The sequence below is a fragment of the Brevundimonas sp. genome, assembly GCF_019636155.1.
Taxonomy (GTDB): Bacteria; Pseudomonadota; Alphaproteobacteria; order Caulobacterales; family Caulobacteraceae; genus Brevundimonas.
This window is the reverse complement of record NZ_JAHBYB010000003.1, coordinates 225920-246183: the sequence shown is the minus strand read 5'-3', so window position 1 is coordinate 246183 and position 20264 is coordinate 225920. Positions and strand designations below refer to the sequence as shown.

23 protein-coding genes and 1 tRNA gene are annotated in these 20264 nt (G+C 70.4%); 10 read left to right on the top strand and 14 right to left on the bottom strand.

The window, feature by feature from the left end; translation table 11 throughout:
• Positions 1-11 precede the first annotated feature (11 nt).
• From atpD to KF910_RS05130, 4 genes are all read left to right on the top strand, one after another.
• Positions 12-1574 carry a F0F1 ATP synthase subunit beta gene (gene atpD / locus KF910_RS05145; protein ID WP_292259303.1) on the top strand — a complete coding sequence of 521 codons (1563 nt, stop codon included), beginning with the start codon at positions 12-14 and terminating at the stop codon, positions 1572-1574.
• Between the two features lie 3 nt (positions 1575-1577).
• Entirely contained in the window at positions 1578-1847 is a 270-nt protein-coding gene (locus KF910_RS05140; RefSeq protein WP_292259300.1) for an ATP synthase F1 subunit epsilon, read from the top strand.
• A gap of 20 nt (positions 1848-1867) precedes the next feature.
• Entirely contained in the window at positions 1868-2191 is a 324-nt protein-coding gene (locus KF910_RS05135) for a YnfA family protein (RefSeq protein ID WP_292259299.1), read from the top strand.
• Positions 2192-2306: 115 nt separating this feature from the next.
• Complete coding sequence (locus tag KF910_RS05130) at positions 2307-2630, top strand: DMT family transporter (RefSeq protein WP_292259297.1); 324 nt, start codon at positions 2307-2309, stop codon at positions 2628-2630.
• A gap of 26 nt (positions 2631-2656) precedes the next feature.
• Here the strand turns inward: KF910_RS05130 and KF910_RS05125 are convergent, their stop codons facing one another.
• The 8 genes from KF910_RS05125 to KF910_RS05090 form a co-directional block, all read right to left on the bottom strand.
• Positions 2657-3142 (bottom strand): RNA pyrophosphohydrolase, encoded by a 486-nt coding sequence (locus tag KF910_RS05125; RefSeq protein WP_292259295.1) that lies wholly within the window; start codon positions 3140-3142, stop codon positions 2657-2659.
• Positions 3143-3262: 120 nt separating this feature from the next.
• A complete protein-coding gene (locus KF910_RS05120; protein ID WP_292259294.1) occupies positions 3263-4465 on the bottom strand; it encodes a divergent polysaccharide deacetylase family protein in 1203 nt (400 codons plus the stop codon).
• Between the two features lie 95 nt (positions 4466-4560).
• Entirely contained in the window at positions 4561-5925 is a 1365-nt protein-coding gene (locus KF910_RS05115; protein ID WP_292259292.1) for a S41 family peptidase, read from the bottom strand.
• Positions 5926-6064: 139 nt separating this feature from the next.
• Positions 6065-7132 (bottom strand): murein hydrolase activator EnvC family protein, encoded by a 1068-nt coding sequence (locus KF910_RS05110; RefSeq protein ID WP_292259290.1) that lies wholly within the window; start codon positions 7130-7132, stop codon positions 6065-6067.
• A complete protein-coding gene (gene rlmH, locus KF910_RS05105) occupies positions 7132-7596 on the bottom strand; it encodes a 23S rRNA (pseudouridine(1915)-N(3))-methyltransferase RlmH (protein WP_292259289.1) in 465 nt (154 codons plus the stop codon). Before rlmH ends, KF910_RS05110 begins: the two co-directional genes overlap by 1 nt.
• Positions 7597-7771: 175 nt before the next feature.
• A complete protein-coding gene (gene rsfS, locus KF910_RS05100) occupies positions 7772-8206 on the bottom strand; it encodes a ribosome silencing factor (RefSeq protein ID WP_292259462.1) in 435 nt (144 codons plus the stop codon).
• A 56-nt stretch (positions 8207-8262) separates the two neighbouring features.
• Positions 8263-8847 carry a nicotinate-nucleotide adenylyltransferase gene (locus tag KF910_RS05095; RefSeq protein WP_416354684.1) on the bottom strand — a complete coding sequence of 195 codons (585 nt, stop codon included), beginning with the start codon at positions 8845-8847 and terminating at the stop codon, positions 8263-8265.
• Between the two features lie 216 nt (positions 8848-9063).
• Positions 9064-9768, bottom strand: a complete 705-nt coding sequence (locus KF910_RS05090; RefSeq protein WP_292259285.1) for a CPBP family intramembrane glutamic endopeptidase — start codon at positions 9766-9768, stop codon at positions 9064-9066.
• A gap of 82 nt (positions 9769-9850) precedes the next feature.
• On the opposite strand from KF910_RS05090, the gene KF910_RS05085 reads away from it, so the two are divergent.
• Positions 9851-10390 (top strand): PadR family transcriptional regulator, encoded by a 540-nt coding sequence (locus KF910_RS05085; protein WP_292259283.1) that lies wholly within the window; start codon positions 9851-9853, stop codon positions 10388-10390.
• Between the two features lie 42 nt (positions 10391-10432).
• On the opposite strand, the gene obgE is transcribed toward KF910_RS05085, so the two are convergent.
• Both obgE and KF910_RS05075 read right to left on the bottom strand, forming a co-directional pair.
• The gene (obgE, locus tag KF910_RS05080; RefSeq protein ID WP_292259281.1) at positions 10433-11485 is read right to left on the bottom strand and encodes a GTPase ObgE; all 1053 of its coding nucleotides are present in this window, start codon (positions 11483-11485) and stop codon (positions 10433-10435) included.
• Between the two features lie 155 nt (positions 11486-11640).
• A complete protein-coding gene (locus KF910_RS05075) occupies positions 11641-12105 on the bottom strand; it encodes a COG3650 family protein (protein ID WP_292259279.1) in 465 nt (154 codons plus the stop codon).
• A 94-nt stretch (positions 12106-12199) separates the two neighbouring features.
• Between KF910_RS05075 and KF910_RS05070 the strand changes: the two genes are divergently transcribed.
• Positions 12200-13330: a DNA cytosine methyltransferase gene (locus tag KF910_RS05070; RefSeq protein WP_292259277.1), complete on the top strand. Its 1131-nt coding sequence runs from the start codon at positions 12200-12202 to the stop codon at positions 13328-13330.
• Between the two features lie 10 nt (positions 13331-13340).
• Here KF910_RS05070 and KF910_RS05065 read toward each other — a convergent pair whose 3' ends face one another.
• A complete protein-coding gene (locus KF910_RS05065) occupies positions 13341-13661 on the bottom strand; it encodes a hypothetical protein (RefSeq protein ID WP_292259276.1) in 321 nt (106 codons plus the stop codon).
• A 160-nt stretch (positions 13662-13821) separates the two neighbouring features.
• On the opposite strand from KF910_RS05065, the gene KF910_RS05060 reads away from it, so the two are divergent.
• The 4 genes from KF910_RS05060 to KF910_RS05045 all read left to right on the top strand — a co-directional run bounded on the left by KF910_RS05060 (position 13822) and on the right by KF910_RS05045 (position 16569).
• The gene (locus tag KF910_RS05060; RefSeq protein ID WP_292259274.1) at positions 13822-15036 is read left to right on the top strand and encodes a DNA recombination protein RmuC; all 1215 of its coding nucleotides are present in this window, start codon (positions 13822-13824) and stop codon (positions 15034-15036) included.
• A 36-nt stretch (positions 15037-15072) separates the two neighbouring features.
• Positions 15073-16002: a TraB/GumN family protein gene (locus tag KF910_RS05055; RefSeq protein WP_292259272.1), complete on the top strand. Its 930-nt coding sequence runs from the start codon at positions 15073-15075 to the stop codon at positions 16000-16002.
• A 70-nt stretch (positions 16003-16072) separates the two neighbouring features.
• Positions 16073-16146, top strand: a tRNA-Gly gene (locus KF910_RS05050).
• 42 nt (positions 16147-16188) lie between these two features.
• Positions 16189-16569, top strand: a complete 381-nt coding sequence (locus KF910_RS05045; RefSeq protein ID WP_292259270.1) for a hypothetical protein — start codon at positions 16189-16191, stop codon at positions 16567-16569.
• 21 nt (positions 16570-16590) lie between these two features.
• Here the strand turns inward: KF910_RS05045 and KF910_RS05040 are convergent, their stop codons facing one another.
• From KF910_RS05040 to KF910_RS05030, 3 genes are all read right to left on the bottom strand, one after another.
• The gene (locus tag KF910_RS05040; protein ID WP_292259268.1) at positions 16591-19038 is read right to left on the bottom strand and encodes an ATP-binding protein; all 2448 of its coding nucleotides are present in this window, start codon (positions 19036-19038) and stop codon (positions 16591-16593) included.
• A gap of 76 nt (positions 19039-19114) precedes the next feature.
• Complete coding sequence (locus KF910_RS05035; RefSeq protein ID WP_292259267.1) at positions 19115-19687, bottom strand: hypothetical protein; 573 nt, start codon at positions 19685-19687, stop codon at positions 19115-19117.
• 96 nt (positions 19688-19783) lie between these two features.
• Positions 19784-20197 (bottom strand): CBS domain-containing protein, encoded by a 414-nt coding sequence (locus KF910_RS05030; protein WP_292259265.1) that lies wholly within the window; start codon positions 20195-20197, stop codon positions 19784-19786.
• Between the last annotated feature and the right edge of the window lie 67 nt (positions 20198-20264).

Below are 20264 nucleotides of genomic sequence, written 5' to 3'. Positions count from 1 at the left end.
GGAACGAACCGATGACCGACACGACCAAGAAACCCGCCGCCAAGAAGCCCGCCGCGCCCAAGGCCGCGACCAAGGCTCCCGCCGCCGCCAGGAAGACCGCCGCGCCGAAGGCTTCGGCCGCCGTCGCCACCGGCCGCATCGCCCAGGTGATCGGCGCCGTCGTCGACGTGGAATTCGACGGCCACCTGCCGGCCATCCTGAACGCCCTGGAGACCCAGAACGTCGACCAGAAGACGGGCGAGCCCTTCACCCTGGTCCTGGAAGTCGCCCAGCACCTGGGTGAGAACATGGTCCGCACCATCGCCATGGACACCTCGGAAGGCCTGACGCGCGGCCAGCCGGTGACCGACACGGGCACCTCGATCCTGGCCCCGGTCGGTCCGGGCACCCTGGGCCGCATCATGAACGTCGTCGGCCAGCCGATCGACGAAGCCGGTCCGATCAAGACCGACATGTACCGCCCGATCCACCGCGAGGCCCCCAGCTTCGAGGAACAGTCGACCTCGGCCGAGATCCTGGTCACCGGCATCAAGGTCATCGACCTGATGTGCCCCTACACCAAGGGCGGAAAGACCGGCCTGTTCGGCGGCGCCGGCGTGGGCAAGACCGTGACCATGCAGGAACTGATCAACAACATCGCCAAGGCCTACGGCGGTTATTCGGTTCTGGCCGGGGTGGGTGAGCGCACCCGTGAAGGCAACGACCTGTATCACGAGATGATCGAGTCCAACGTGAACGTGGACCCGGCCAAGAACAACGGCTCGACCGAGGGTTCGAAATGCGCCCTGGTCTATGGCCAGATGAACGAGCCGCCGGGCGCCCGCGCCCGCGTCGCCCTGACCGGCCTGGCCCAGGCCGAGTATTTCCGCGACGAGGAAGGCAAGGACGTTCTGCTGTTCGTCGACAACATCTTCCGCTTCACCCAGGCCGGTTCGGAAATGTCGGCCCTGCTGGGCCGCATCCCGTCGGCGGTGGGCTATCAGCCGACCCTGGCGACCGAGATGGGCAACCTGCAGGAACGGATCACCTCGACCAAGAAGGGCTCGATCACCTCGATCCAGGCCATCTACGTCCCGGCCGACGACCTGACCGACCCGGCCCCGGCCGCCTCGTTCGCCCACCTGGACGCCAAGACCGTGTTGAGCCGCGACATCGCCGCCCAGGCCATCTTCCCGGCCGTGGACCCGCTGGACTCGACTAGCCGGATCATGGACCCGCTGGTCATCGGCGAAGAGCACTATCAGGTCGCCCGTTCGGTCCAGGAAGTGCTGCAGCAGTACAAGGCCCTGAAGGACATCATCGCCATCCTGGGCATGGACGAGCTGTCGGAAGAGGACAAGCTGGTCGTGGCCCGCGCCCGCAAGATCAGCCGCTTCCTGTCGCAGCCCTTCTTCGTGGCCGAGCAGTTCACCAACTCGCCGGGCAAGTTCGTCTCGCTGGAAGACACCATCCGCTCGTTCAAGGGCATCGTGGCCGGCGAATACGACCATCTGCCCGAAGCCGCCTTCTACATGGTCGGCCCGATCGAGGAAGCGGTCGAAAAGGCCCAGAAGCTGGCCGCCGAGGCCGCCTGATCCATGGCTGGCAAGCTGAACTTTTCGCTGGTGTCGCCTGAACGCGAGGTCTTTTCGGGCCTCGTGGATCAGGTGGATGCGCCCGGCGCCGAGGGCGATTTCGGCGTCCTGGCAGACCACGCCCCCTTCATGACCGCCCTGCGCGAAGGCGTGGTGACGGTCATGGACGGCGGTTCACGCCGCCGGTTCGAGGTGCACGGCGGGTTCGCCGACGTGACCCCGGCGGGCCTGACCATCCTGGCCGAACAGGCCGCCGAAGTCGCGGCCGACTGAGGCCGGAGCGGGCGGCGCGGATGACCGCCCTGTTCTACATCCTGGCGGCGGTCGCCGAGATCGCCGGCTGTTTCGCCTTCTGGGCCTGGCTGCGGCTGGACCGGTCGCCCTGGTGGATCGCGCCGGGGGTTCTGTTCCTGGTCCTGTTCGCGGTTCTGCTGACGCGGGTCGAGGCGGATGCGGCGGGTCGCGCCTTCGCCGCCTATGGCGGGGTCTATATCGCCGCCTCCCTGGCCTGGCTGTGGCTGGTCGAGCATCGCACGCCGGACCGGTGGGACCTGCTGGGCGCCGGCGTCTGCCTGGCCGGGGCCGCCATCATCCTGTTTGGCCCGCGCGGCGCTTGACGCCCACGGCCGACGCCTTAGATAGCCGCTGAAAGACGAGGCCACGTCCTCGCTCCCGCCAACCGTGCGGGACCAAGTCCGGGACGGCCCGGCCCTTTGCAAGGAGGGCCGACCCATGGCCTGGATTCTCGTTGTTCTCGCCGGCCTGTTCGAGGTCGTCTGGGCGTTTCTGATGAAACAGTCGGACGGCTTCACCCGCCTGTGGCCGACGGTGGCCACCTTCGCCTTCATGTTCGTCAGCTTCGGCCTGCTGTCGGTGGCGATGAAGAGCCTGCCCCTGGGCACGGCCTATACGGTCTGGACCGGCATCGGGGCGGTCGGCGCCTTTGTCGTGGGGATCGTGGTCCTGGGCGAACAGGTCACGGTGATGCGGGTGGCGGCGGCGGTGCTGATCGTCTCGGGCCTGGTGCTGATGAAACTGTCCGGCGACGGCCACTGACGGCGGGCCGTCCTGACGGTCGCCGTCTATCCGCCCGCCAGCATGCCAGCCAGGCCCGAGAAAGCGGCGACCACCTGTTCATAGGCCGGGCGCTTGAACGGCACGATCAGGTCGCAGGCCTCGTCCAGCCGGCCCCAGCGCCAGGCGTCGAACTCGATCTCTCCGTGGGCCTCCAGGTCGATCTCCGTCTCCTCGCCGGTGAAGCCGTAGGCGAACCATTTCTGCTTCTGCCCGCGCCAGCCGCGCGCGATCTTCCGGCCCTCGAGTTCGGGCGGGAAGTCATAGGCGATCCAACCGGGCGTCGCGGCCAGAAGTTCGGCCGAGCGGATCCCCGTCTCCTCGAACAGTTCGCGCCGGGCGGCGGCCTTGAAATCCTCGCCCTCATCAACGCCTCCCTGGGGGAACTGCCAGTTGTGCGGTCCCGGCGTCCCGGCGCGCCGCCCATACCAGACCCGGCCCTGGCGGTTGAACAGGACGACGCCGACGTTGGGGCGATGGCGGGAGAGGTCCATGGAAGTGGCGAGTGGCGAGTGGCGAGGGGTGAGTCAAGATCGAGGTGCGGTCAGATCCTGGCTGTTGACGGCTGAAAGGGCGGCGTGGCTACCCTCGCCACTCGCCACTCGCCACTGCGCTTAGCGCCCAGGTCGCGCGGCGATGGCCGAGGCGGGGGCCAGTTGCAGGCCGCGCGCCTCCAGTCCGGCGGTCCAGCGGGCGGCGGCCTCGACCGTGACCGGATAGCTGAAGCCGGTCCCCAGGGCCTGGCCGCGGGTCTTGGCGGCGGCCTCCAGGGCGTTCAGCTGGCCCATGATGGCGGCGGGGGTCTGGGTCTCATCCACGATGCGGTCGGCGCTGGCGCGGGCGAAGGCGCCGGGGCGGCGCCGCATGGAGCCGTCGTCCAGGAAGGCCAGGCCGCGCTGGCGCAGCACGGCCAGGAAGGCGTTCATCCCCGCGTCCGACGGGGCGAACCGGTCGCCCAGATAGTTGGTCACGCCGAAATATCCCGTCGCCCGGCCCAGCAGCCAGGTCATCCGGGCCTGGATCTCATCGGGCGTGGAGGCGGCCAGCAGGGTCTGTGGCCCCGGATCGACCGTGTCGGGATAACCGGTCGGCTCCATCGGAATCTCGATCAGCACCTCGTGCCCCTGGGCCCGGGCCAGGTCGATCCAGCCCTGCAGTCCCTCGGCATAGGGCACGAAACTCAGGGTCACCTCGGGCGGCAGGCGTTCGATGGCGGCGCGGGTGGTGACGGCGTTCAGCCCCAGTCCGCCGACGATCAGGGCCACGCGCGGCCTGCCGTTCGAGCGGAAGGGCCGGGCGTAGGCCACCGCCGGGGTGCGGCCGTCCGGCGCGATGGTCGGCAGGGCGCCGTTCGGTCCCGGCTGGCTGAGACCCGAGATGGGCGCGGCCGGCAGGGGAGACGCGGCGTGGCGCGGGGCGGCGACCGGGGCGCCCCCGGCGATGGTGGCGCCGTCGGGCAGGGTGATCAGCGCCTCTCCCGACGCGGCCTCGCCCAGGCCGTCGTCGGCGGTCCCGGTCAGGTCCTGATACAGGTCCATGGCCCCCATCGAGAAGGCGTCGAAGCCGGTCGGCGCCGGGGTCTGGGCCGCCGCGGGCCGCTTCAGGCTGACGCGGGCGGACGGGGCGCCGGCGCGGGGGTCGCCCAGGACGACCAGGAACAGGGCGGCGGCGGCCAGCAGGAACAGGCCCGCCGCCCCCACCAGGACCGGCGGCTTGCGCGCCAGGGTCCTCAGGGCGTTCATGGGCATGACCGGGCCCCTGGCGCGGGGCGGGGCGCCGGCGGCGGCGGCGAGGGCGGACTGGCGTTTGGCGAACATGGCGGGCGTCGGACGGACCTCTTGCCAGGCCAGTGTGCCGCCGGCCGGTTAAGAAAGCCTAACGCTGCGTTCACCACCTAAGGGGCGGTAAGGGCTCAGTCTTCGGGCGTCGCCTCGGCTTCGTCCGCGGTGTCGGCTCCGGCGCCGTCGATGACGATGTCGGCCCCCGGCGCGGGCAGGCGCGACAGGTCGCCGCCGACGCGCAGCAGCTGCAGGGCGCGCTCCAGCTGATAGTCCTTGTCCGCCGGATAGTCCGGGCCCGGCGCCTCGTGCGCCGCATGGGGACCGCGCCGTTCGGCCCCGATCGAGGCGTCCAGGGCGGTGGAATAGGCGGCCTCGGAGTAGATGAAGTTGGACCGCGAGATGATCCGCGCCTCGGCGGCCGAGCGCGACACTTCCAGATCGGGCTCGATGCCGATCTTCTGGATCGAGCGGCCGGAGGGCGTGAAGTAGCGCGCCGTGGTGATGTAGAGGGCGCCGTCCTGTCCGCCGCGCAGGGGGAAGACGGTCTGGACCGATCCCTTGCCGAAGGTGGTCAGGCCCAGGATCACCGCCCGCTCCTGGTCCTTCAGGGCGCCGGCCACGATCTCGGAGGCCGAGGCCGAGCCATAGTTGACCAGGACCACGACGGGCTTGCCGCCGGTCAGGTCGCCGGGGGTGGCCGCATAGCGTTCGATCTGGTCGGGGCGGCGTCCGCGCTGGCTGACGATCTCGCCCCGCTCCAGGAAGGCGTCGGACACGGCGATGGCCGCCGGCAGCAGGCCGCCGCCGTTGTTGCGCAGATCCAGCACATAGCCGGTGATGCGCGGGTTCTCGCGCTTCAGCCGGGCCAGGGTGTCGTTCAGCTCGGTCTCCGTGTTGCGGTTGAAGCTGGAGATCCGGACATAGGCGATGTCGCCTTCCAGCCGGCCGCTGACGGAATCGATGCGGATGATGTCGCGCGTCAGGGTGACCTCGCGCTGGTCCTCGCCCACCCGCATCACGCCCACCACCACGGTGGTGCCGGCCTGGCCGCGCAGCTTTTCCGAGACCTGGGAATTGGTCATGCCGGCGGTGTTCTGGCCATCGACGGAGGAGATGACGTCGCCCGCCTGAATCCCTGCCGCGGCGGCCGGGCCGCCGTCCATCGGCGACACCACCTTGATCAGCCCGCCCTCGGAACTGATGGTCAGGCCCACGCCGGAATAGCGCCCTTCGGTCCGTTCCTGCAGGTCGCCGTAACTCTCGGGCGGCAGATAGTCCGAATGCGGATCAAGCGACGACAGCATGCCGCGCAGGGCCGCCTCGATCAGCTTCTTGTTGTCGACCGGCACCACATAGGCCTGTTCGACGGCGGCCACGATGTCCCCGAACAGCTCCAGCATGCGGAAGGTTTCGTTGCGGGGCGTCTGGCTCTGCACCGCGACGGCCGATCCGCCCAGCGCCAGGGCGGCGGCGCCGACGACTAGCAGTTTACGCATGCTCTCTCTTTCTTGGGCCCGGCGGGGCCGACATCGGCATCTGGGCGCGCCCCCGCGGCTGAATCGTGGCCGAGACGCGCGGGGGCGATAAAAACAGCGTCACCGGAGGAAGGAAAGGGGAATCCCCCCAGACGGCGCCTCAGCCCAGCCAGGGGGCCGGATCGACCGGCCGTTCGTCACGGCGCAGTTCGAAATAGATCTCGCCGTCCTGGGCGCTGCGGCCCAGGGTCTGGCCCTGGCGCACATCGGCGCCAGCCGAGACCTCCAGGGCGTCCAGGCCGGCCACCACGGCGCGCCAGCCCGGCCCCAGGTCCAGGATCACCACCTGTCCCCAGCCCTTCAGCGGCCCGGCGTGCAGAACGCGACCCGAGGCCGGGGCGGCGGCCTGGCGCCGGTCGGCCCGCCAGCGCCAGCCGACCGATCCGCCGCCGAACCTCTGCGACGGTTCGCCGGCCAGGGGCGGGGCCAGGCGGGTCAGGCCGCCGGGCAGGCCGGTCGGGACCGGATCGGTCGTCTCGGGAACCGAAACGTCTCCGCCCAGGGCGCGGATGCGGGCCTCCAGCACGGCGGCGGCGCGGGCGGCGGCGGCGGCCTCGGCCTTCAGCACCGTGGCCAGGGCGCGGCGGCGGGCGGTCAGGGTTTCGATCTCGGCCAGGCGATCACCCTGTTCGCTTTCCAGGGTGATCAGGGCCTCGCTTGACAGGACCGCCAGCCGCCGCACCCGGGCGATCTCGTCCTGGCGCGCGCGCAGGGCGCGGACACGGGCCTCGATCTGAGGCGTCATGGCCCGCAGCAATATGGCCGCCCGGGTCGTGTCCACCGCCTGATCCGCCGGGATCAGCAGGGGCGGCGGCGGGCGGCGGCTCATCATCTGCAGGGCCGTCAGCATCCGTCCCTGGCGGGCGCGCTCGTCGGTCATCCGGGCCAGCAGGGCCGCCTCGCGCCCGGTCAGTTCCTCCAGCCGCTGGCGTTGGGCCTGGACACGCAGATCGCCGCCCTCGGCCTGGGCCCGCAGGCGACGCAGCTGGTCCTCCAGGGCGGCGATCTCGCGCCCGGCCGCCGACGCCTCGGCCCTCAGTCGCCGGGCGCGCACCGCCTCGTCCCGATATTCGGCCTGAAGCCGGCGCGTCTCGGACGGGGCGGTCTGGCGCCCGGCGGCCGGACCGGCGGCCAGGGCCAGGATCAGAATGGGAAGCAGGCCGCGCATCAGTCTCGATGATAGGGCGATCCGGCCAGGATGGTCACCGCCCGATAAAGCTGTTCCGCCAGCATGGCCCGCGCCAGGGCGTGGGGCCAGGTCTGGGGTCCGAAAGCCAGGGTCGATGCGGCGGCCCGCCGTACGCTCTCGTCCAGTCCGTCCGCCCCGCCAATGGCGAAGACCAGGCGCCGCTCGCCCCGGTCGCGCAGCTGGGCGATCTGGTCGGCGAAGGCGCGGCTGGCGTAGGTCCTGCCGCGTTCGTCACAGGCGATCAGGTGCGCGCCCTCGGCGGCGGCCAGGATCAGCTCGGCCTCCGGCGCCTTACCGGGTTTCTTTGGATCCAGGTCGATCAGCTCGAGCGGGCCGAGACCCAGGGCCTTTCCAGCCAGGGTGGCGCGCCGAGCGTAGTCGTCGGCCAGTTCCGCCTCAGGGCCGCGGCCAGGCTTGCCGATAGCGACGACCGAAAGTCTCATGACCCTTGCCCTACCGCTCGGCTCGCGGAGCCTCGCTGCTTGAGGGCGGGCATTGTTTCTTGCCCTACCGCTCGGCTCGCGGAGCCTCGCTGTTTGAGGGCGGGCATTGTTTCTTGCCCTAACGCTCGCCGCGCGGCGGTTCGCTGCTTGAGGGCGCCGCGCGAAACGATTGGGGTCAGGCCCGCGCGTCGATGCGGTGGCCGCTGTCGACCGACCAGATCTTCTCGATATTGTAGAAGGTGCGCACTTCCGGCCGGAACAGGTGGATCACCACGTCGCCGGCGTCGATCAGCACCCAGTCGCAGTGCGGCAGGCCCTCGACCCGCGCCTTGCCCAGGCCGTGGTCCTTCAGGGTCCGCAGCAGGTGGTCGGCCAGGGCGCCGACATGGCGGTGCGACCGGCCGGAAGCCACGATCATGGCGTCGGACATGGGCGACTTGCCGCGCAGGTCGATCAGGACGATGTCCTGGGCCTTGTCCTCGTCCAGCTTGTTCAGAATGGCCTGTTCCAGCGGCGTGTCGCCGACCGGCAGAGGGGCGTCGGCCTCCGGCCCCGGGGAGGCGGCGGAAGAGGCGTCGTCATGCGCTTGGGGCGCGGGCGGGGGGGTCAGCTGAGGGCTCCGGAAGACTTACTGAAACGGCTGTCTAGCACAAACGGCCCCTCAGGTCACCTCGCGGCGGCCCGGCGCAGGGCGGTCGAGGACTGAGGGTTAAGCGGCGCCGTCAGATAGGTCCAGGCCGGGGCCTCCATGGTCGGCAACAGACGCGCTTCGTTGGACGAGATGCGGTGGGCGGCGAAGCGTCTGGCGGCCGGGGCGGCGCGGCTTTCCAGGAGGCTGCCGGGCCGGGCGATGACGGCCACGGGCATCATCCGCATGATGTCGGTCCAGCCGCGCCAGCGGTGGAAATTCTCCAGATTGTCCGATCCCATCAGCCAGACGAAATGCACGCCGGGATGACGGCGTTTGAGGGCGCGCAGGGTGTCGACGGTCCAAGTCGTGCCGACGCGGGTTTCGAAGTCCGAGACGATCATATTGGGGCCGCGCGCGAAGGTCTCGGCCGAGGCCATGCGCTGCGCCAGGGGCGCGGTCTGACGGCTGTCCTTGAGCGGGTTCTGGGGCGAGACCAGCCAGACGACCCGGTCCAGATCGAGACGCTGGACGGCGGTCTCGGCCACATGGGAATGGCCGTCGTGGGCCGGATTGAAGGACCCCCCGAAGAGGCCGACCTTCATGCCCGCAGCGAGGGCCAGCCCATCCCTCAAGGCCCCGGAATGGGGGCCATTCGCCTGGGGCGCGGGACCGGCATGGAAGAAGGACAAGGCGGAGCGGGCTCGCGGCGGGACTTATGCTCACGGTTGAGCAAACGAAACCGCACCTAACACGCCATGAGGGGCTTGTCGCCATGATGATCACGGTCCGGAGCAGATGCCGGCGGCGAGGGCGTGGCCCGACGAAGGCGTGAGACCTCACGCCGCCATGGCGGAAAAGACGCCCAGCATGGCCGAGAGGATGATCAGCCAGTGCAGGACGATTCCGGGCCACAGCCGCTTCGTCGCGACGAAGATGACGCCCAGGACCAGGCCGCTGCCGAAGAACCACCAGAACTGGTCCAGCGATTTCAGGCCGTGCTGGAAGACGAAGGGGACCGCCGCAAGCGGAATGGCCAGCCAGGCGTTGATCCCGCGCGAGGCCAGGCCTCGGATGGCGAAGCCGCGATAGGTCAGTTCCTCTCCCAGGCCGGCGACGAAGGCCATGACGAGGAAGACCGCCCGTTTCAGCGTCGTGTCGGGATAGAGGCCGGGCAGGTTCGCCAGCTTCTCCGGATCGAAGGCGACGGCCCGGACCGAGACCTCGACGAAGGCGAACAGGGCCAGGGCCAGAACCAGATAACCGCCGACGCCGATCGCGATGGACCGTTTCGACACCGGCAGGCCGACGTCCGCCAAGGTCCAGCCCCGCCCGGCCAGAAGCCGGCGGATCACGGCGATCTTCAGCAGATAGACGACCGTCGTCCCCGCCCAGAAGGCGACGAAGAAATCGACGCCCGGAAGGCTGAACCGTTCGCGGTCCAGCAGCAGTTGGGACCAGGCCCAGAAGATCAGCGGAAAGCCGATCAGGACGCCGAGGATCACGCTCCACGGGATCGGACGCTTGTCGGGTCGGTCAATCATCGCCCATGTCCCCTATCGATGACGCCGACCTTGCCTCAACCCACGACCATATGCAACATGTTGCATATAAAAGGAGGACCGTATGGCGCTGAAACATGTGATCCTGGCCGTGCTGGGGGCCGAGCCGTCGTCCGGCTACGACATCGTGCGCGCCTTCGATCAGAGCCTGGGCTTCTTCTGGACGGCCTCGCACCAGCAGATCTATCGTGACCTGAAAGGTCTGGCGGACCTGGGGCTGGTGGCGTTCGAACGGCTGGAACAGGACAGCCGGCCGGACAAGAAACTGTATCGACTGACGCAGGCGGGTCGCGCAGAACTGCACGACTGGTTCGAGGCGCCGATCGCACCCCGGGTGAACAACGACCTGCTGGTCAAGCTCCTGGCCATCGACACCGTCGGCGCAACGGCCATGCGCGGGATGCTGGCGGGCGAGAGGACCGCGCGGGAGCAGCGGCTGGCGACCTTTCGCGCGCTGGAGGCGGAGCATTTCCGCGACGTGGCGTCCATGCCGGTCGCCGAACGGATGATCTATCTGGCGCTGCGTCGGGGCATCCTCGGCGAGGAGGACTGGCTGCGCTGGATCGCGGAAGCGGACATCCTGATCGGCGGGCTTGAGGGCTAACGCATTCGACGCTCTGGACGACGGAGTCGACCGGTTCCAGGATCACGGCGTCCAGCCGACCTCGAAGGGTTCGACCTCGTCGCCCTCGTCGTCGATTTCGCCGCGGGTTTTTCGGACCTCGGTCCAGGCCGCGCGCAGCAGTTCGGTCACCCCTTCGCCCGACACGCCCGACACCAGCATCGGCGGGCGGCCGCAGGCGGCCTTAAGCTGGGCCGCCTTCTCCTCGCGCGCCTCGGGCGTCAGGGCGTCGATCTTGTTCAGGGCCACGATCTCGGGCTTGTCGGCCAGGCCCTCGCCATAGGCCTCCAGCTCGCGTCGGATCGTCGCATAGGCCCCCGCTACGTCCTCCTGGGTTCCGTCGACCAGGTGGATCAGGCTGGCCGACCGCTCGACATGGCCCAGGAAGCGGGTGCCCAGGCCGGCGCCCTCGCTGGCGCCCTCGATCAGGCCGGGGATGTCGGCGATGACGAACCGTTCGGACGGCGACAGATCCACCATGCCCAGATTGGGCGTCAGGGTGGTGAAGGGATAGTCGGCGATCTTTGGCCGCGCCGCGCTGACGGCGGCCAGAAAGGTCGACTTGCCCGCGTTGGGCAGGCCCGCCAGTCCGATGTCTGCGATCAGCTTAAGCCGCAGCCAGACCCACCGCTCCTGGCCCTCCTGGCCGGGATTGGCGTGGCGCGGCGCCTGGTTGACCGGCCCCTTGAACCGATCGTTGCCCCAGCCGCCGTTGCCGCCCTTCAGCAACAGCTCAGATTTGCCGGACACGTCCATGTCCAGCAGCACGGTTTCCTTGTCCTCGTCCAGCACCTGGGTGCCGACGGGGACCCGCAGCACCACGTCCTCGCCCTTGGCGCCGTGCATGTTGCGGCCCGCGCCGTGGTTGCCGGTCCCGGCCTTGAAATGCTGCTGGTAGCGATAGTCGATCAGGGTGTTCAGCCCCTCGACCGCCTCGATCCAGACGTCGCCGCCTCGCCCGCCGTCGCCGCCGTCCGGCCCGCCGTTGGGAATGAATTTCTCGCGCCGGAACGAGACGGCGCCCGCGCCGCCATTGCCCGAACGGACGTAGATCTTGGCCTGGTCGAGAAATTTCATCGCCGGCTTATGGCCCAGGACGAGGGCGAATTACAGGCAGGCGAGAGCGAAATCGGTTTAGTTGGACGCGCGTCCAACTAAACCCAGATATTCGCTCCAGCAGAAACTGGACCCTTGTTCTGGGTTCAGTCGATTCCGACTGAACCGAAAATGGTCTAGCGAACCGGGCCCGACTCGCCCGCCCCCATCAGGGCCGAGGTGGCGGCGGCGCAGCCCTGAAGCGTCTCTTCCCCGACCTTGACCCGCGCCGTCAGGGGATAGGTGCGGTCGCTCATCCCGTCCGAACATTCGGTGGCGATCAGGGTGATTTCCAGGGCCTCGCCCTGGGCCTCGGTGGTCCAGGTGGCCACCGTGCCGGTCATGACCGGGCCGGGGTTGGGCGCTGTCCGCTCCGGCCGGTCGACGCCGGCGTAGCGCACCCCGTCCGGGCCGATGTCGACGCTCCAGAAGGGTTCGGTCCCAAGCGCGCGCAGCGGCTGGGTCAGGTCCACTCCGTCCAGCACGGCGGCCTGGGCCGGTGCGGCCGGGCCGGCGGCGGGCTCAGCCGCCTCTTGGGTGCAGGCGGAGGCGCCGGCCAGAAGGGTCAGGACGGCCAGCGAAGAAGCGAGGGTCGGGCGCATGGGAAACCTCCGGCGATCAGCCGGCATGGAAAGGCCGGGTCGCGCGCGGGTCAAGGGGGCGCCAAGCCGGTCTCGGTGCGCTAGCCTGCGGTTCATGCCGAATCGCGCCGCCCCGACAGCCTTCGAATTCTTCTGCGGCGGCGGCCTGGCGGGCTTGGGGCTGGAGGCCGGCGGCCGCGGGTTCCGCATCGGTTTCGCCAACGACCTGGATCAGGCCAAGGCCCGCGCCTTCGCCGCCAATCATCCGGCGGTTCCGCTGGCGGTCGGCGACGTCTGGGGGCTGACCCCCGCCGATCTGCCTGGACGGCCCAACCTGTGCTGGGCCTCGTCGCCGTGCCAGGACCTGAGCCTGGCGGGGGCGCGCGGAGGGCTGGAGGCGCGGCGGTCCGGCGCCTTCTGGGGTTTCTGGCGGCTGATGCAGGGGCTGGACGCCGAGGGGCGCGGCCCGGCCGTGGTGGTGATCGAGAACGTAGTTGGCCTGCTGACCTCGGGCGGCGGGGCCGATTTCGCCGCCGTCTGCGCCGCCATGGCCGAGGCGGGATACAGGGTCGGCGCCCTGGAGATGGACGCGGCGCACTGGCTGCCCCAGTCCCGGCCCCGGCTGTTCATCGTGGCCATGCGCGGCAAGGGACAGGCGCCCCAGGCTCCGGCGCCGCTCGCGCCCTTCCACTCGTCCCGCTTGGTCGCGGCCCAGGCGCGCCTGCCCCAGGCCGTGCGCGCCGCCTGGGCCTGGTGGAAGATGCCGCCGCCGCCGCGCCGCAACAGCGATCTGGCCGACCTGTTGGAGCCGGACGAGGCGGTGACCTGGCTATCGCCCGAAGGCGGGCGGGCGGTCCTGTCCCTGGCGGCGCCCCTGCATCGCGCCCGGATCGAGGCCGCCCTGACGAAGGGCCGCCGCGTCGTGGGCGCCGGGTTCCGACGGGTGCGGCGCGAAGGCCAGGCCAAGGCTCAGAGGCTGGAGGTGCGGTTCGACGGCCTGGCCGGCTGTCTGCGGACTCCGGCCGGCGGTTCGTCGCGCCAGTATGTGATCGTGTGCGAGAGGGGCGAAACCCGCGTACGCCGCCTGACAGGCCGCGAATGCGCACGCCTGATGGGCCTGCCCAAGGACTACGCCCTGCCGGCGTCGGAGACCGCCGCGCTGAAGCTGATGGGGGACGCCGTGGCCGTGCCGGTGGTCCGCGCCCTGACCGAGGGGCTGTTGCGACCGGCCGCGAGGGCGGATTGAGGAACTGGTCCTACAGCGTCCGCCCGACGATGGCCTTCAGGGTCTCGGCCTTGGACGGCAGGTCCGAGGCCAGCCGCGCGGCCAGTTCACGGGCCCCGACCGGATAGGCGTCGCCACCCTCCGCTATTTCCTGGGCCATGGCCGCCGCCTGTTTCAGCACCACCTCCAGCGCCTCGACCTGTTCGGCGGCCAGGGCGCGGGCCTCCATCTGCAGCCGTTTGACGCGTTCGGCCGTGGTCTCGGGCGCCTTCATCAGTTCGTAGACCGCGCTCTCGGCCGAGACGAGACGCAGGTCGGGACGGGGGGCGGCGTCGGATCTGGTGCGGGCCATGGACGATCTCCTGTCACGCTTCTCAACGGAGCGGCGACTCGGCCGGTTCCCGCGCGACGCGCCCTTAACCACGACGATGCGGACCTGTGACTCCGCTGCATCAGGGCGCAGAAGGCCGGATCGGTTTGGAGGACGGCGCGATTCCGTCTAGGAACGGAGCATGAACGTTCTCGAGATCATCCTGGCGGCCGCCGCCGTCGTCTTCGGCGCCGGCTTCCTGTGGGCCTTCGCCTCCTGGCAGAGGGCGCGGGGCGACGTCCGGGCGCTGGAGGCGCGGCTGGAGGCGGCCGAGGACGGGCGCGGGGCCATGGCGGACTATCTGAAGGCCCAGGCGCGGGAATCGGCCGAGGCGGTGGCCGGCCAGATGGTCACCCGCGCCACCGAGACCTTCCAGGCCCAGGACCGGGTGGCGCGCGAGCGGCTGGAGGCCCAGCTGAAGCCCGTGGCCGAGACCCTGGCCAAATTCCAGGAACAGGTCGCGGCCCTGGAGAAGGCGCGCGCCGAACAGGCGGGCGGGCTGAAGGAACAGCTGGCCTTGCTGATGAACGCCTCGGCGGCGACGCGCGACGAGGCGCGCCGGCTGACCGAGGCCCTGCGGGGCAACACCGGCCGGCGCGGCCGCTGGGGCGAGCAGACCTGCCGCAATGTGCTGGAGGCCGCGGGCATGGCCGGCCGGTTCGATTTCCAGGAACAGACCTCCCAGGCCGACGAGGAGGGCCGCCAGAACCGGCCCGACTTCATCGTCCGCCTGCCTGGCGGCGGCATGTTCGTGATCGACGCCAAGGTGCCCCTGGCCCTGCCGGAAGAGGGTGATGGCGAGGAACAGGCGCGGGCCGCCTCCCTGCGCATCGCCGCCAGCCTGAAGACCCATATGCGGCAGCTGGCGTCCAAGGGCTATCAGGACCAGTTCCGGCCCAGCCCTGACTTCGTCGCCCTGTTCGTGCCCGGCGACGCCTTCCTGGCCAGCGCCCTGGATCACGAGCCGGAGCTTCTGACCCAGGCCATGGCCTCACGGGTGGTGATCGTGACCCCGACCACCCTGTTCGCCCTGTGCAAGGCGGTGGCCTACGGATGGCGCGCCGAGGAGCAGGCCAAGAACGCCGAGGATGTCGCCCGGCTGGGCCGCGATCTCTACAAGCGACTGTCGGTCATGGGCGGCCACGCCCTGGCCCTGGGCCGGGCGCTCGATGGGGCGGTGGGCAAATACAACGCCTTCGTCGGTTCGCTGGAGAGCCAGGTCATGACCCAGGCGCGCCGGTTCGAGGATCTGCAGGTCGATCACGAGGGCAAGACCCTGCCGGAACTGGCGCCGGTGGAACAGTCGCCCCGCGCCGTCAGCCGCCCCGAATTGCTCGAACCCCCGGCGGCGGAATAGGCTGGCCCCTCACCCCCCGCCGTCCGTGGAGCACGCATGACCTTCCGTTCGATCCTAGCCTCGCGGCCGTGGCGCAGGCTGGCGCCGGTGCTGGGCGTCCTTGGCCTGAGCCTGACCCTGCTGACGGCCAGCCCGGTGCGCGCGGCGGACGACGACCGGACGGCCGCCCCCGCCCTGTGGGTGATCACGGACGCCGATTCCACCCTCTATCTGTTCGGCTCGGTCCATGTGCTGAAGCCCGACACCGAATGGCGCACGCCCGAGATCGAGGCGGCCTTCGCCTCGGCCGAGGATGTCTGGTTCGAACTGGCCAATCCCGACGACGCGGCCGCGGCCCTGCCGATCATCCGCCAGCACGGCCTGTCGCCGGACCGGCCCCTGTCCAGCCGGCTGGACGCCGGGGATGTCGAACGGCTGGACGCCGCCGCCCGCGCCATCGGCGCCAGCGCGGCCCTGATGGACCCCATGCGCCCCTGGTTCGCGGCGGTGAACCTGACCATGGCCCAGCTGATCAGGGCGGGGTACCAGCCGGGCACCGGGGTGGACATGATCCTGCTGGCCCGGGCGCGCGAGGACGGCAAGACCATCCGCGCCTTCGAGACCCTGGACCAGCAGCTGGGCCTGTTCGCCGCCATGCCCGAGGCGGTCGAGATGGCCTTCCTGCGACACGCCCTGGACGGGGTGGACCAGGCGACCGAACAGGTGGGCGGCATGGTCGCCGCCTGGCGCACCGGCGATGCGGAGGGGCTGGAGCGCCTGCTGGTGGCGGAATGGAAGACCGACTTCCCCGACCTGTACCAGACCCTGCTGACGGACCGGAACATCGACTGGGCCGACCAGATCGAGGCGCGGCTGGAAGGGTCGGGCGTCACCTTCGTCACCGTGGGCGCCGGGCACCTGGTGGGACCCGACAGCGTCCAGGCCCAGCTGGCCCGGCGCGGCGTCGTCGCCCGGAGGCTGGAATAGGCGGCCGACCGAAACCGCACGGCGCGGCTTGAGCGAGCGGCCCGTGTCGCGTAGAGGCTGCCGAGGCGCCGCGGGCATGATGTAGTGGTAGCCTGGCAGCTTCCCAAGCTGCTCGTGCGGGTTCGATTCCCGCTGCCCGCTCCAGCCTCTCTCGGCGAGGCGCTCTGTCTATAGGTCTCGGATGTGATGACCGCTGACGCCGTTGCGCAACTCACGAACCCCGACGCCCTATTCATCCTGTCTCCTGGCGACGGCATGGGGGAATTCCTCCGTGCTGCGCGTGTGATACGCCCCCAACAGGCCAAGTGGTTTCCTGATCGGATCTTGGACCAGCCTGCCCTTCTGTTTTCCGCGGAAGACGAGCGGGGCGTATCGACCGACGTCATCCTCAGTTCCCGCTTGAACCTATCGATCGAAGATCAGTGGTCCTACGGTCAAATGGCGGGCGTGGTGGTTCATCTGTCGCACGATAGGGGAAGCCGAGAGGTGTGCGGCCATCGCTTTCTGGCTGTCGGCATAGCCGTCCTCCATCGACCCGAAGACCGTCGCTTCGCCATCAGCGGCTGATCGCGCACTATTGAGCGCCCGTCAGGCGGCGCGGGCCTGTTCGGCCTGGGCCGCGGCGCGGCGGACCGGCAGGTCGAAGGAGACGGTGGTGCCTTCGCCCGGGGCGCTGTCCATGTGCAGGGCGCCGCCGTGCAGTTCGATCAGCGACTTGGTCAGGGCCAGGCCCAGGCCGGTGCCCTGGGTGGTCTTGGAATGCTGGCCCTCGACCTGTTCGAACGGCCTGGCCAGGCGCTCCAGGTCCTCCGGGGCGATGCCGATGCCGGTGTCCGAGACCGCCACCCGCACCCGGTCGGCGCCCAGGGCCGCCAAGCGCACGGTGATGGCGCCGCCCTCCGGCGTGAATTTGATGGCGTTGGAGATCAGGTTCAGCATCACCTGCTTGCAGCCGCGATGGTCGGCCTCGATCTCGGGCAGGCCGTCGGCCGCCTCGACCGTCAGGGCCAGGCCCGCCTCCTGCGCCTTGCCGCGCATCAGCCGCACCGCGTCGTCGCACACTTCGCGCAGGGACACCGCCTCATAGTGCAGGGTCATCTTGCCGGCCTCGATCTTGGCCATGTCCAGGATGTCGTTGATCAGGCTGAGCAGGTGTTGGCCCGACTTCAGGATGTCGCCAGCGTAGCCCTTGTAGCGGGCGTCGCCCAGCGGCCCGAACATCTCGGCCGCCATGATCTCGGAGAAGCCGTTGATGGCGTTCAGCGGCGTGCGCAGCTCATGGGACATGTTGGCCAGGAACTCGGACTTGGCCTGGTTGGCGGCCTCGGCCCGGGTCATGGCCACCTCATATTTGCGCGCCAGCAGGGACAGCTTCTCCTGGCTGGCCTCCAGCTGATCGACCATGGCGCGCAGGTTGTCCGACGCCTTCTGCCGCTCGGCCTCCTGCAGCTTGATGGCGGTGATGTCGGCGGCCGTGACCACCGAGCCGCCGTCCGAGGTGAAGCGTTCGACCAGTTGCAGCCAGCGCCCGTCGTGCAGTTCGACCTCGCGCGCCCCGGCCCGGCCGCCGGCGGCGGGATGTTCGGTCTTCACCGCCAGGGCGGCGATGCGGTTCAGTTCGTCCTTCAGGGCGCCGCGCTGGACCGCGCCGGGCGCGAAGCCGAAGGCGTCCTGGAAGGCCTGGTTGCACAGCAGCAGCCGCCCCTGTTTGTCGAACAGGACGAAGGCGTCCGACACGCTCTCGATCCCGTCGCGCAGGCGGCTCTCGGCGGCCTGGGCCTGGGCGCGGGCGCGGCGAGCCTCGGTGATGTCCAGCGCCACCCCCAGGATGGAGGTGAAACCGTCCGCCTGGCGTTCGCCACGCGCCTGGCCCCGGGCGTCGATCCAGCGCACCTTGACCCCCTCCGCCTGGACCGGAAAGGTGACCTCGAAGGCGCCGAAGGCGGCGGCCTGGCGCAGGGCGTGCCCGACCTGGTCACGATAGCGGGCGTGGATCCGCTCCATGAAGGTCTCGGCCGGGACCGGGCCGCCGGCGGGAAAGCCCATCATGGCGGCCATATAGTCCGACAGCTCGACCGATCCCTCGCCCAGGTCCCATTCCCAGACCCCGCATCGGGCCGCCTCGACCGCGACTCGGAAGCGGCGCTCGGAGGCCACCCACTGACGGCTAATGCGGGCCTGGCGCCAGCGGTTCAAAAGCACCAGCAACAGAACGGCGACGCCCAGGACCAGGGGCGCGGCCAGAACCCAGATGTCGTCCAGAAGAGCCGCGGCCCCCGTGCCCACCGGCATGCTGGCGACCGCGAAGACGCCGCCGCCCGCCGAGGATACGGCGGTCAGACGTCCCGCCCCTTCGATGATCTCGAAGCGGGGCTTAGTCTGTTGTTGCAGGGCGGCGGCCTGAAGCGCCAGGGCGGTCAGAGGGCGGCCGATCCGGTCCGTCTGGGTCGAGGCCATGATCCCCGACTCGGCCACCAGGGACAGGGTCGGGGGCTTTCGCGCGACCCCGCCGGCGCGCACCTCGGGCGGGGGGACGCGGGCGACCAGCCTGCGCCCTTCGTCGGCGTCGGCGATCAGGACGCCGGACCGATCCGACGCGGCCCGGGGGGCGAGTCCGGGCGCGGCGGAGGCGGAGAAGGTCTCGGCAGAGGCCCCGGCCACCGCCAGGACCCGCCCGTCAGGCGCGACGACCGCGAAGGCGCTATCCGGCGCCTCGGTCCGGGCCGCCTCGACCGCCGCCATGGCGTCGCCGTCACGGACCAGAGCCGCGCGCCCGGTGATCATGGCGCCGCGGGCCGCGCGCTGGCGCGCCTCGAACCGGGCCGCCAGAAGATCGGCGTCGCCCTGGATCGCCGCCTGGCGCAGCAGATCCGCCTCGCGCATCGGCCGGGCCGCCTCGCGCGCGAACAGCAGCACATAGGCCGCGACGCCCAGGGTGACGGCGAGCAGCAGGATGCGCGTCCAGGCCGGAGCTCCGGCATGGCGGTCGGCGACGCGTCGCCCCGGACCCTGTCTGCGGCGCTCGGTGGCGCGCAAGGCGCTCTCTCCTCGATTCGGCGAACCGGCGGAATCTAGGCTGCGTCGCGGATTCCTGTCGAGGCGGAAGGCCCGATCAGGCCGCTTCGACGGCCCTGGGCGCCGCGGCCTCGGACGGCGGCGCCAGGATGTCGGTGATCCCGCGCAGGACCTCGCGCGCCTGTCGCGCCAGGGCCAGGGCCTCGGCCGGGGCGTCGTCGGGCGCCTCGCCCACCATGTCCACCAGGGCCTGGGCCAGATCCATCAGGCGGGGCGAGGCGGCGATCAGCCGGGCCTGGAACTCGATCCGGTCCGGGTCGCGGTCGTATTCGGCGCCGGGCACGCGCCAGCCGCCCCAGTCGGCCGCATCGGTGACCACCACCGGATAGGTGCCCGGATAGGGATGATGGGGGCAGTCCTCGGCCATCTGCCACTTGTTGCGCGCACGCAGCAGGCGCCAGTCGCCCAGGTCTCCGGTCGCCGCCTGATCCTCGACCGGCAGCATCAGCTCATTGGCCGTGAACTCCCGTCCCAGGCCGACGTCATAGGTGACGCGGACAGGCTCCTCGAAGCCCTTGGCCCAGACGGGCTGGACCTGTTCGACATGGGCCCAGGCGCCGACGCATTCGACCCAGACCTTCTGGCCCTTCTGAAACTGAGCGCGCGCCATGCCCCATCCTCCTCGTCGCCAATCCGGCCAGTCTGGCCGCCGAGGGTTGACGGCGGGTCAAGCGGGAAGGTGAAGGGGGCGTTAAGGCGCGGGGGGTCAGCCCTGGCGCGAGATGCTCTCCAGCGCCTCGCCGGCGTATTTCTCCTTCACCCGCGTGGACAGGTCGCCCAGGGACACCACCCCGACCAGGCGGCCGTCCTTGTCGACCACCGGGGCGCGGCGGATCTGGCGGCCGCCCATCAGGTCCAGCACGGATTTCAGGTCGTCGTCGGCCCGGACGGTCAGGGCGTCGCGGGTGATGAACTCGACCACCGGCGCGGACGCAGGCGCTCCGCCGGCGACGGCGCGCACCGTGATGTCGCGGTCGGTCAGGGTTCCGATCAGGGTGTCGCCGTCGGCCACGGGCATGAAGCCGAAATCGCCGGATGCCATGCGCCCGGCCACCTCCTGCAGGGTGTCGCCGGGGCGGGCGACCTGGACGTCCTTGCTCATCACGTCGCGGATTTTCATGGCGGGGGCTCCTTGAGTTTCGGGGTCGCCGTCAGAACCCGCCCGCGCGCTTACGGTTCCGCTTTCG

Bases quoted from the DNA above. Each gene is read 5' to 3' on its own strand.
- KF910_RS05140 (WP_292259300.1), top strand. From the start codon at position 1,578: ATGGCTGGCAAGCTGAACTTTTCGCTGGTGTCGCCTGAACGCGAGGTC.
- KF910_RS05130 (WP_292259297.1), top strand. From the start codon at position 2,307: ATGGCCTGGATTCTCGTTGTTCTCGCCGGCCTGTTCGAGGTCGTCTGG.
- KF910_RS05065 (WP_292259276.1), bottom strand. From the start codon at position 13,661: ATGGCCCGCACCAGATCCGACGCCGCCCCCCGTCCCGACCTGCGTCTC.
- rlmH (WP_292259289.1), bottom strand. From the start codon at position 7,596: ATGAGACTTTCGGTCGTCGCTATCGGCAAGCCTGGCCGCGGCCCTGAG.
- KF910_RS05075 (WP_292259279.1), bottom strand. From the start codon at position 12,105: ATGCGCCCGACCCTCGCTTCTTCGCTGGCCGTCCTGACCCTTCTGGCC.
- KF910_RS05045 (WP_292259270.1), top strand. From the start codon at position 16,189: ATGACCGCTGACGCCGTTGCGCAACTCACGAACCCCGACGCCCTATTC.
- KF910_RS05085 (WP_292259283.1), top strand. From the start codon at position 9,851: ATGGCGCTGAAACATGTGATCCTGGCCGTGCTGGGGGCCGAGCCGTCG.
- KF910_RS05135 (WP_292259299.1), top strand. From the start codon at position 1,868: ATGACCGCCCTGTTCTACATCCTGGCGGCGGTCGCCGAGATCGCCGGC.
- KF910_RS05110 (WP_292259290.1), bottom strand. From the start codon at position 7,132: ATGCGCGGCCTGCTTCCCATTCTGATCCTGGCCCTGGCCGCCGGTCCG.
- obgE (WP_292259281.1), bottom strand. From the start codon at position 11,485: ATGAAATTTCTCGACCAGGCCAAGATCTACGTCCGTTCGGGCAATGGC.
- KF910_RS05035 (WP_292259267.1), bottom strand. From the start codon at position 19,687: ATGGCGCGCGCTCAGTTTCAGAAGGGCCAGAAGGTCTGGGTCGAATGC.
- KF910_RS05055 (WP_292259272.1), top strand. From the start codon at position 15,073: ATGACCTTCCGTTCGATCCTAGCCTCGCGGCCGTGGCGCAGGCTGGCG.
- KF910_RS05090 (WP_292259285.1), bottom strand. From the start codon at position 9,768: ATGATTGACCGACCCGACAAGCGTCCGATCCCGTGGAGCGTGATCCTC.
- KF910_RS05125 (WP_292259295.1), bottom strand. From the start codon at position 3,142: ATGGACCTCTCCCGCCATCGCCCCAACGTCGGCGTCGTCCTGTTCAAC.
- KF910_RS05070 (WP_292259277.1), top strand. From the start codon at position 12,200: ATGCCGAATCGCGCCGCCCCGACAGCCTTCGAATTCTTCTGCGGCGGC.
- KF910_RS05120 (WP_292259294.1), bottom strand. From the start codon at position 4,465: ATGTTCGCCAAACGCCAGTCCGCCCTCGCCGCCGCCGCCGGCGCCCCG.
- atpD (WP_292259303.1), top strand. From the start codon at position 12: ATGACCGACACGACCAAGAAACCCGCCGCCAAGAAGCCCGCCGCGCCC.
- KF910_RS05030 (WP_292259265.1), bottom strand. From the start codon at position 20,197: ATGAAAATCCGCGACGTGATGAGCAAGGACGTCCAGGTCGCCCGCCCC.
- KF910_RS05115 (WP_292259292.1), bottom strand. From the start codon at position 5,925: ATGCGTAAACTGCTAGTCGTCGGCGCCGCCGCCCTGGCGCTGGGCGGA.
- KF910_RS05060 (WP_292259274.1), top strand. From the start codon at position 13,822: ATGAACGTTCTCGAGATCATCCTGGCGGCCGCCGCCGTCGTCTTCGGC.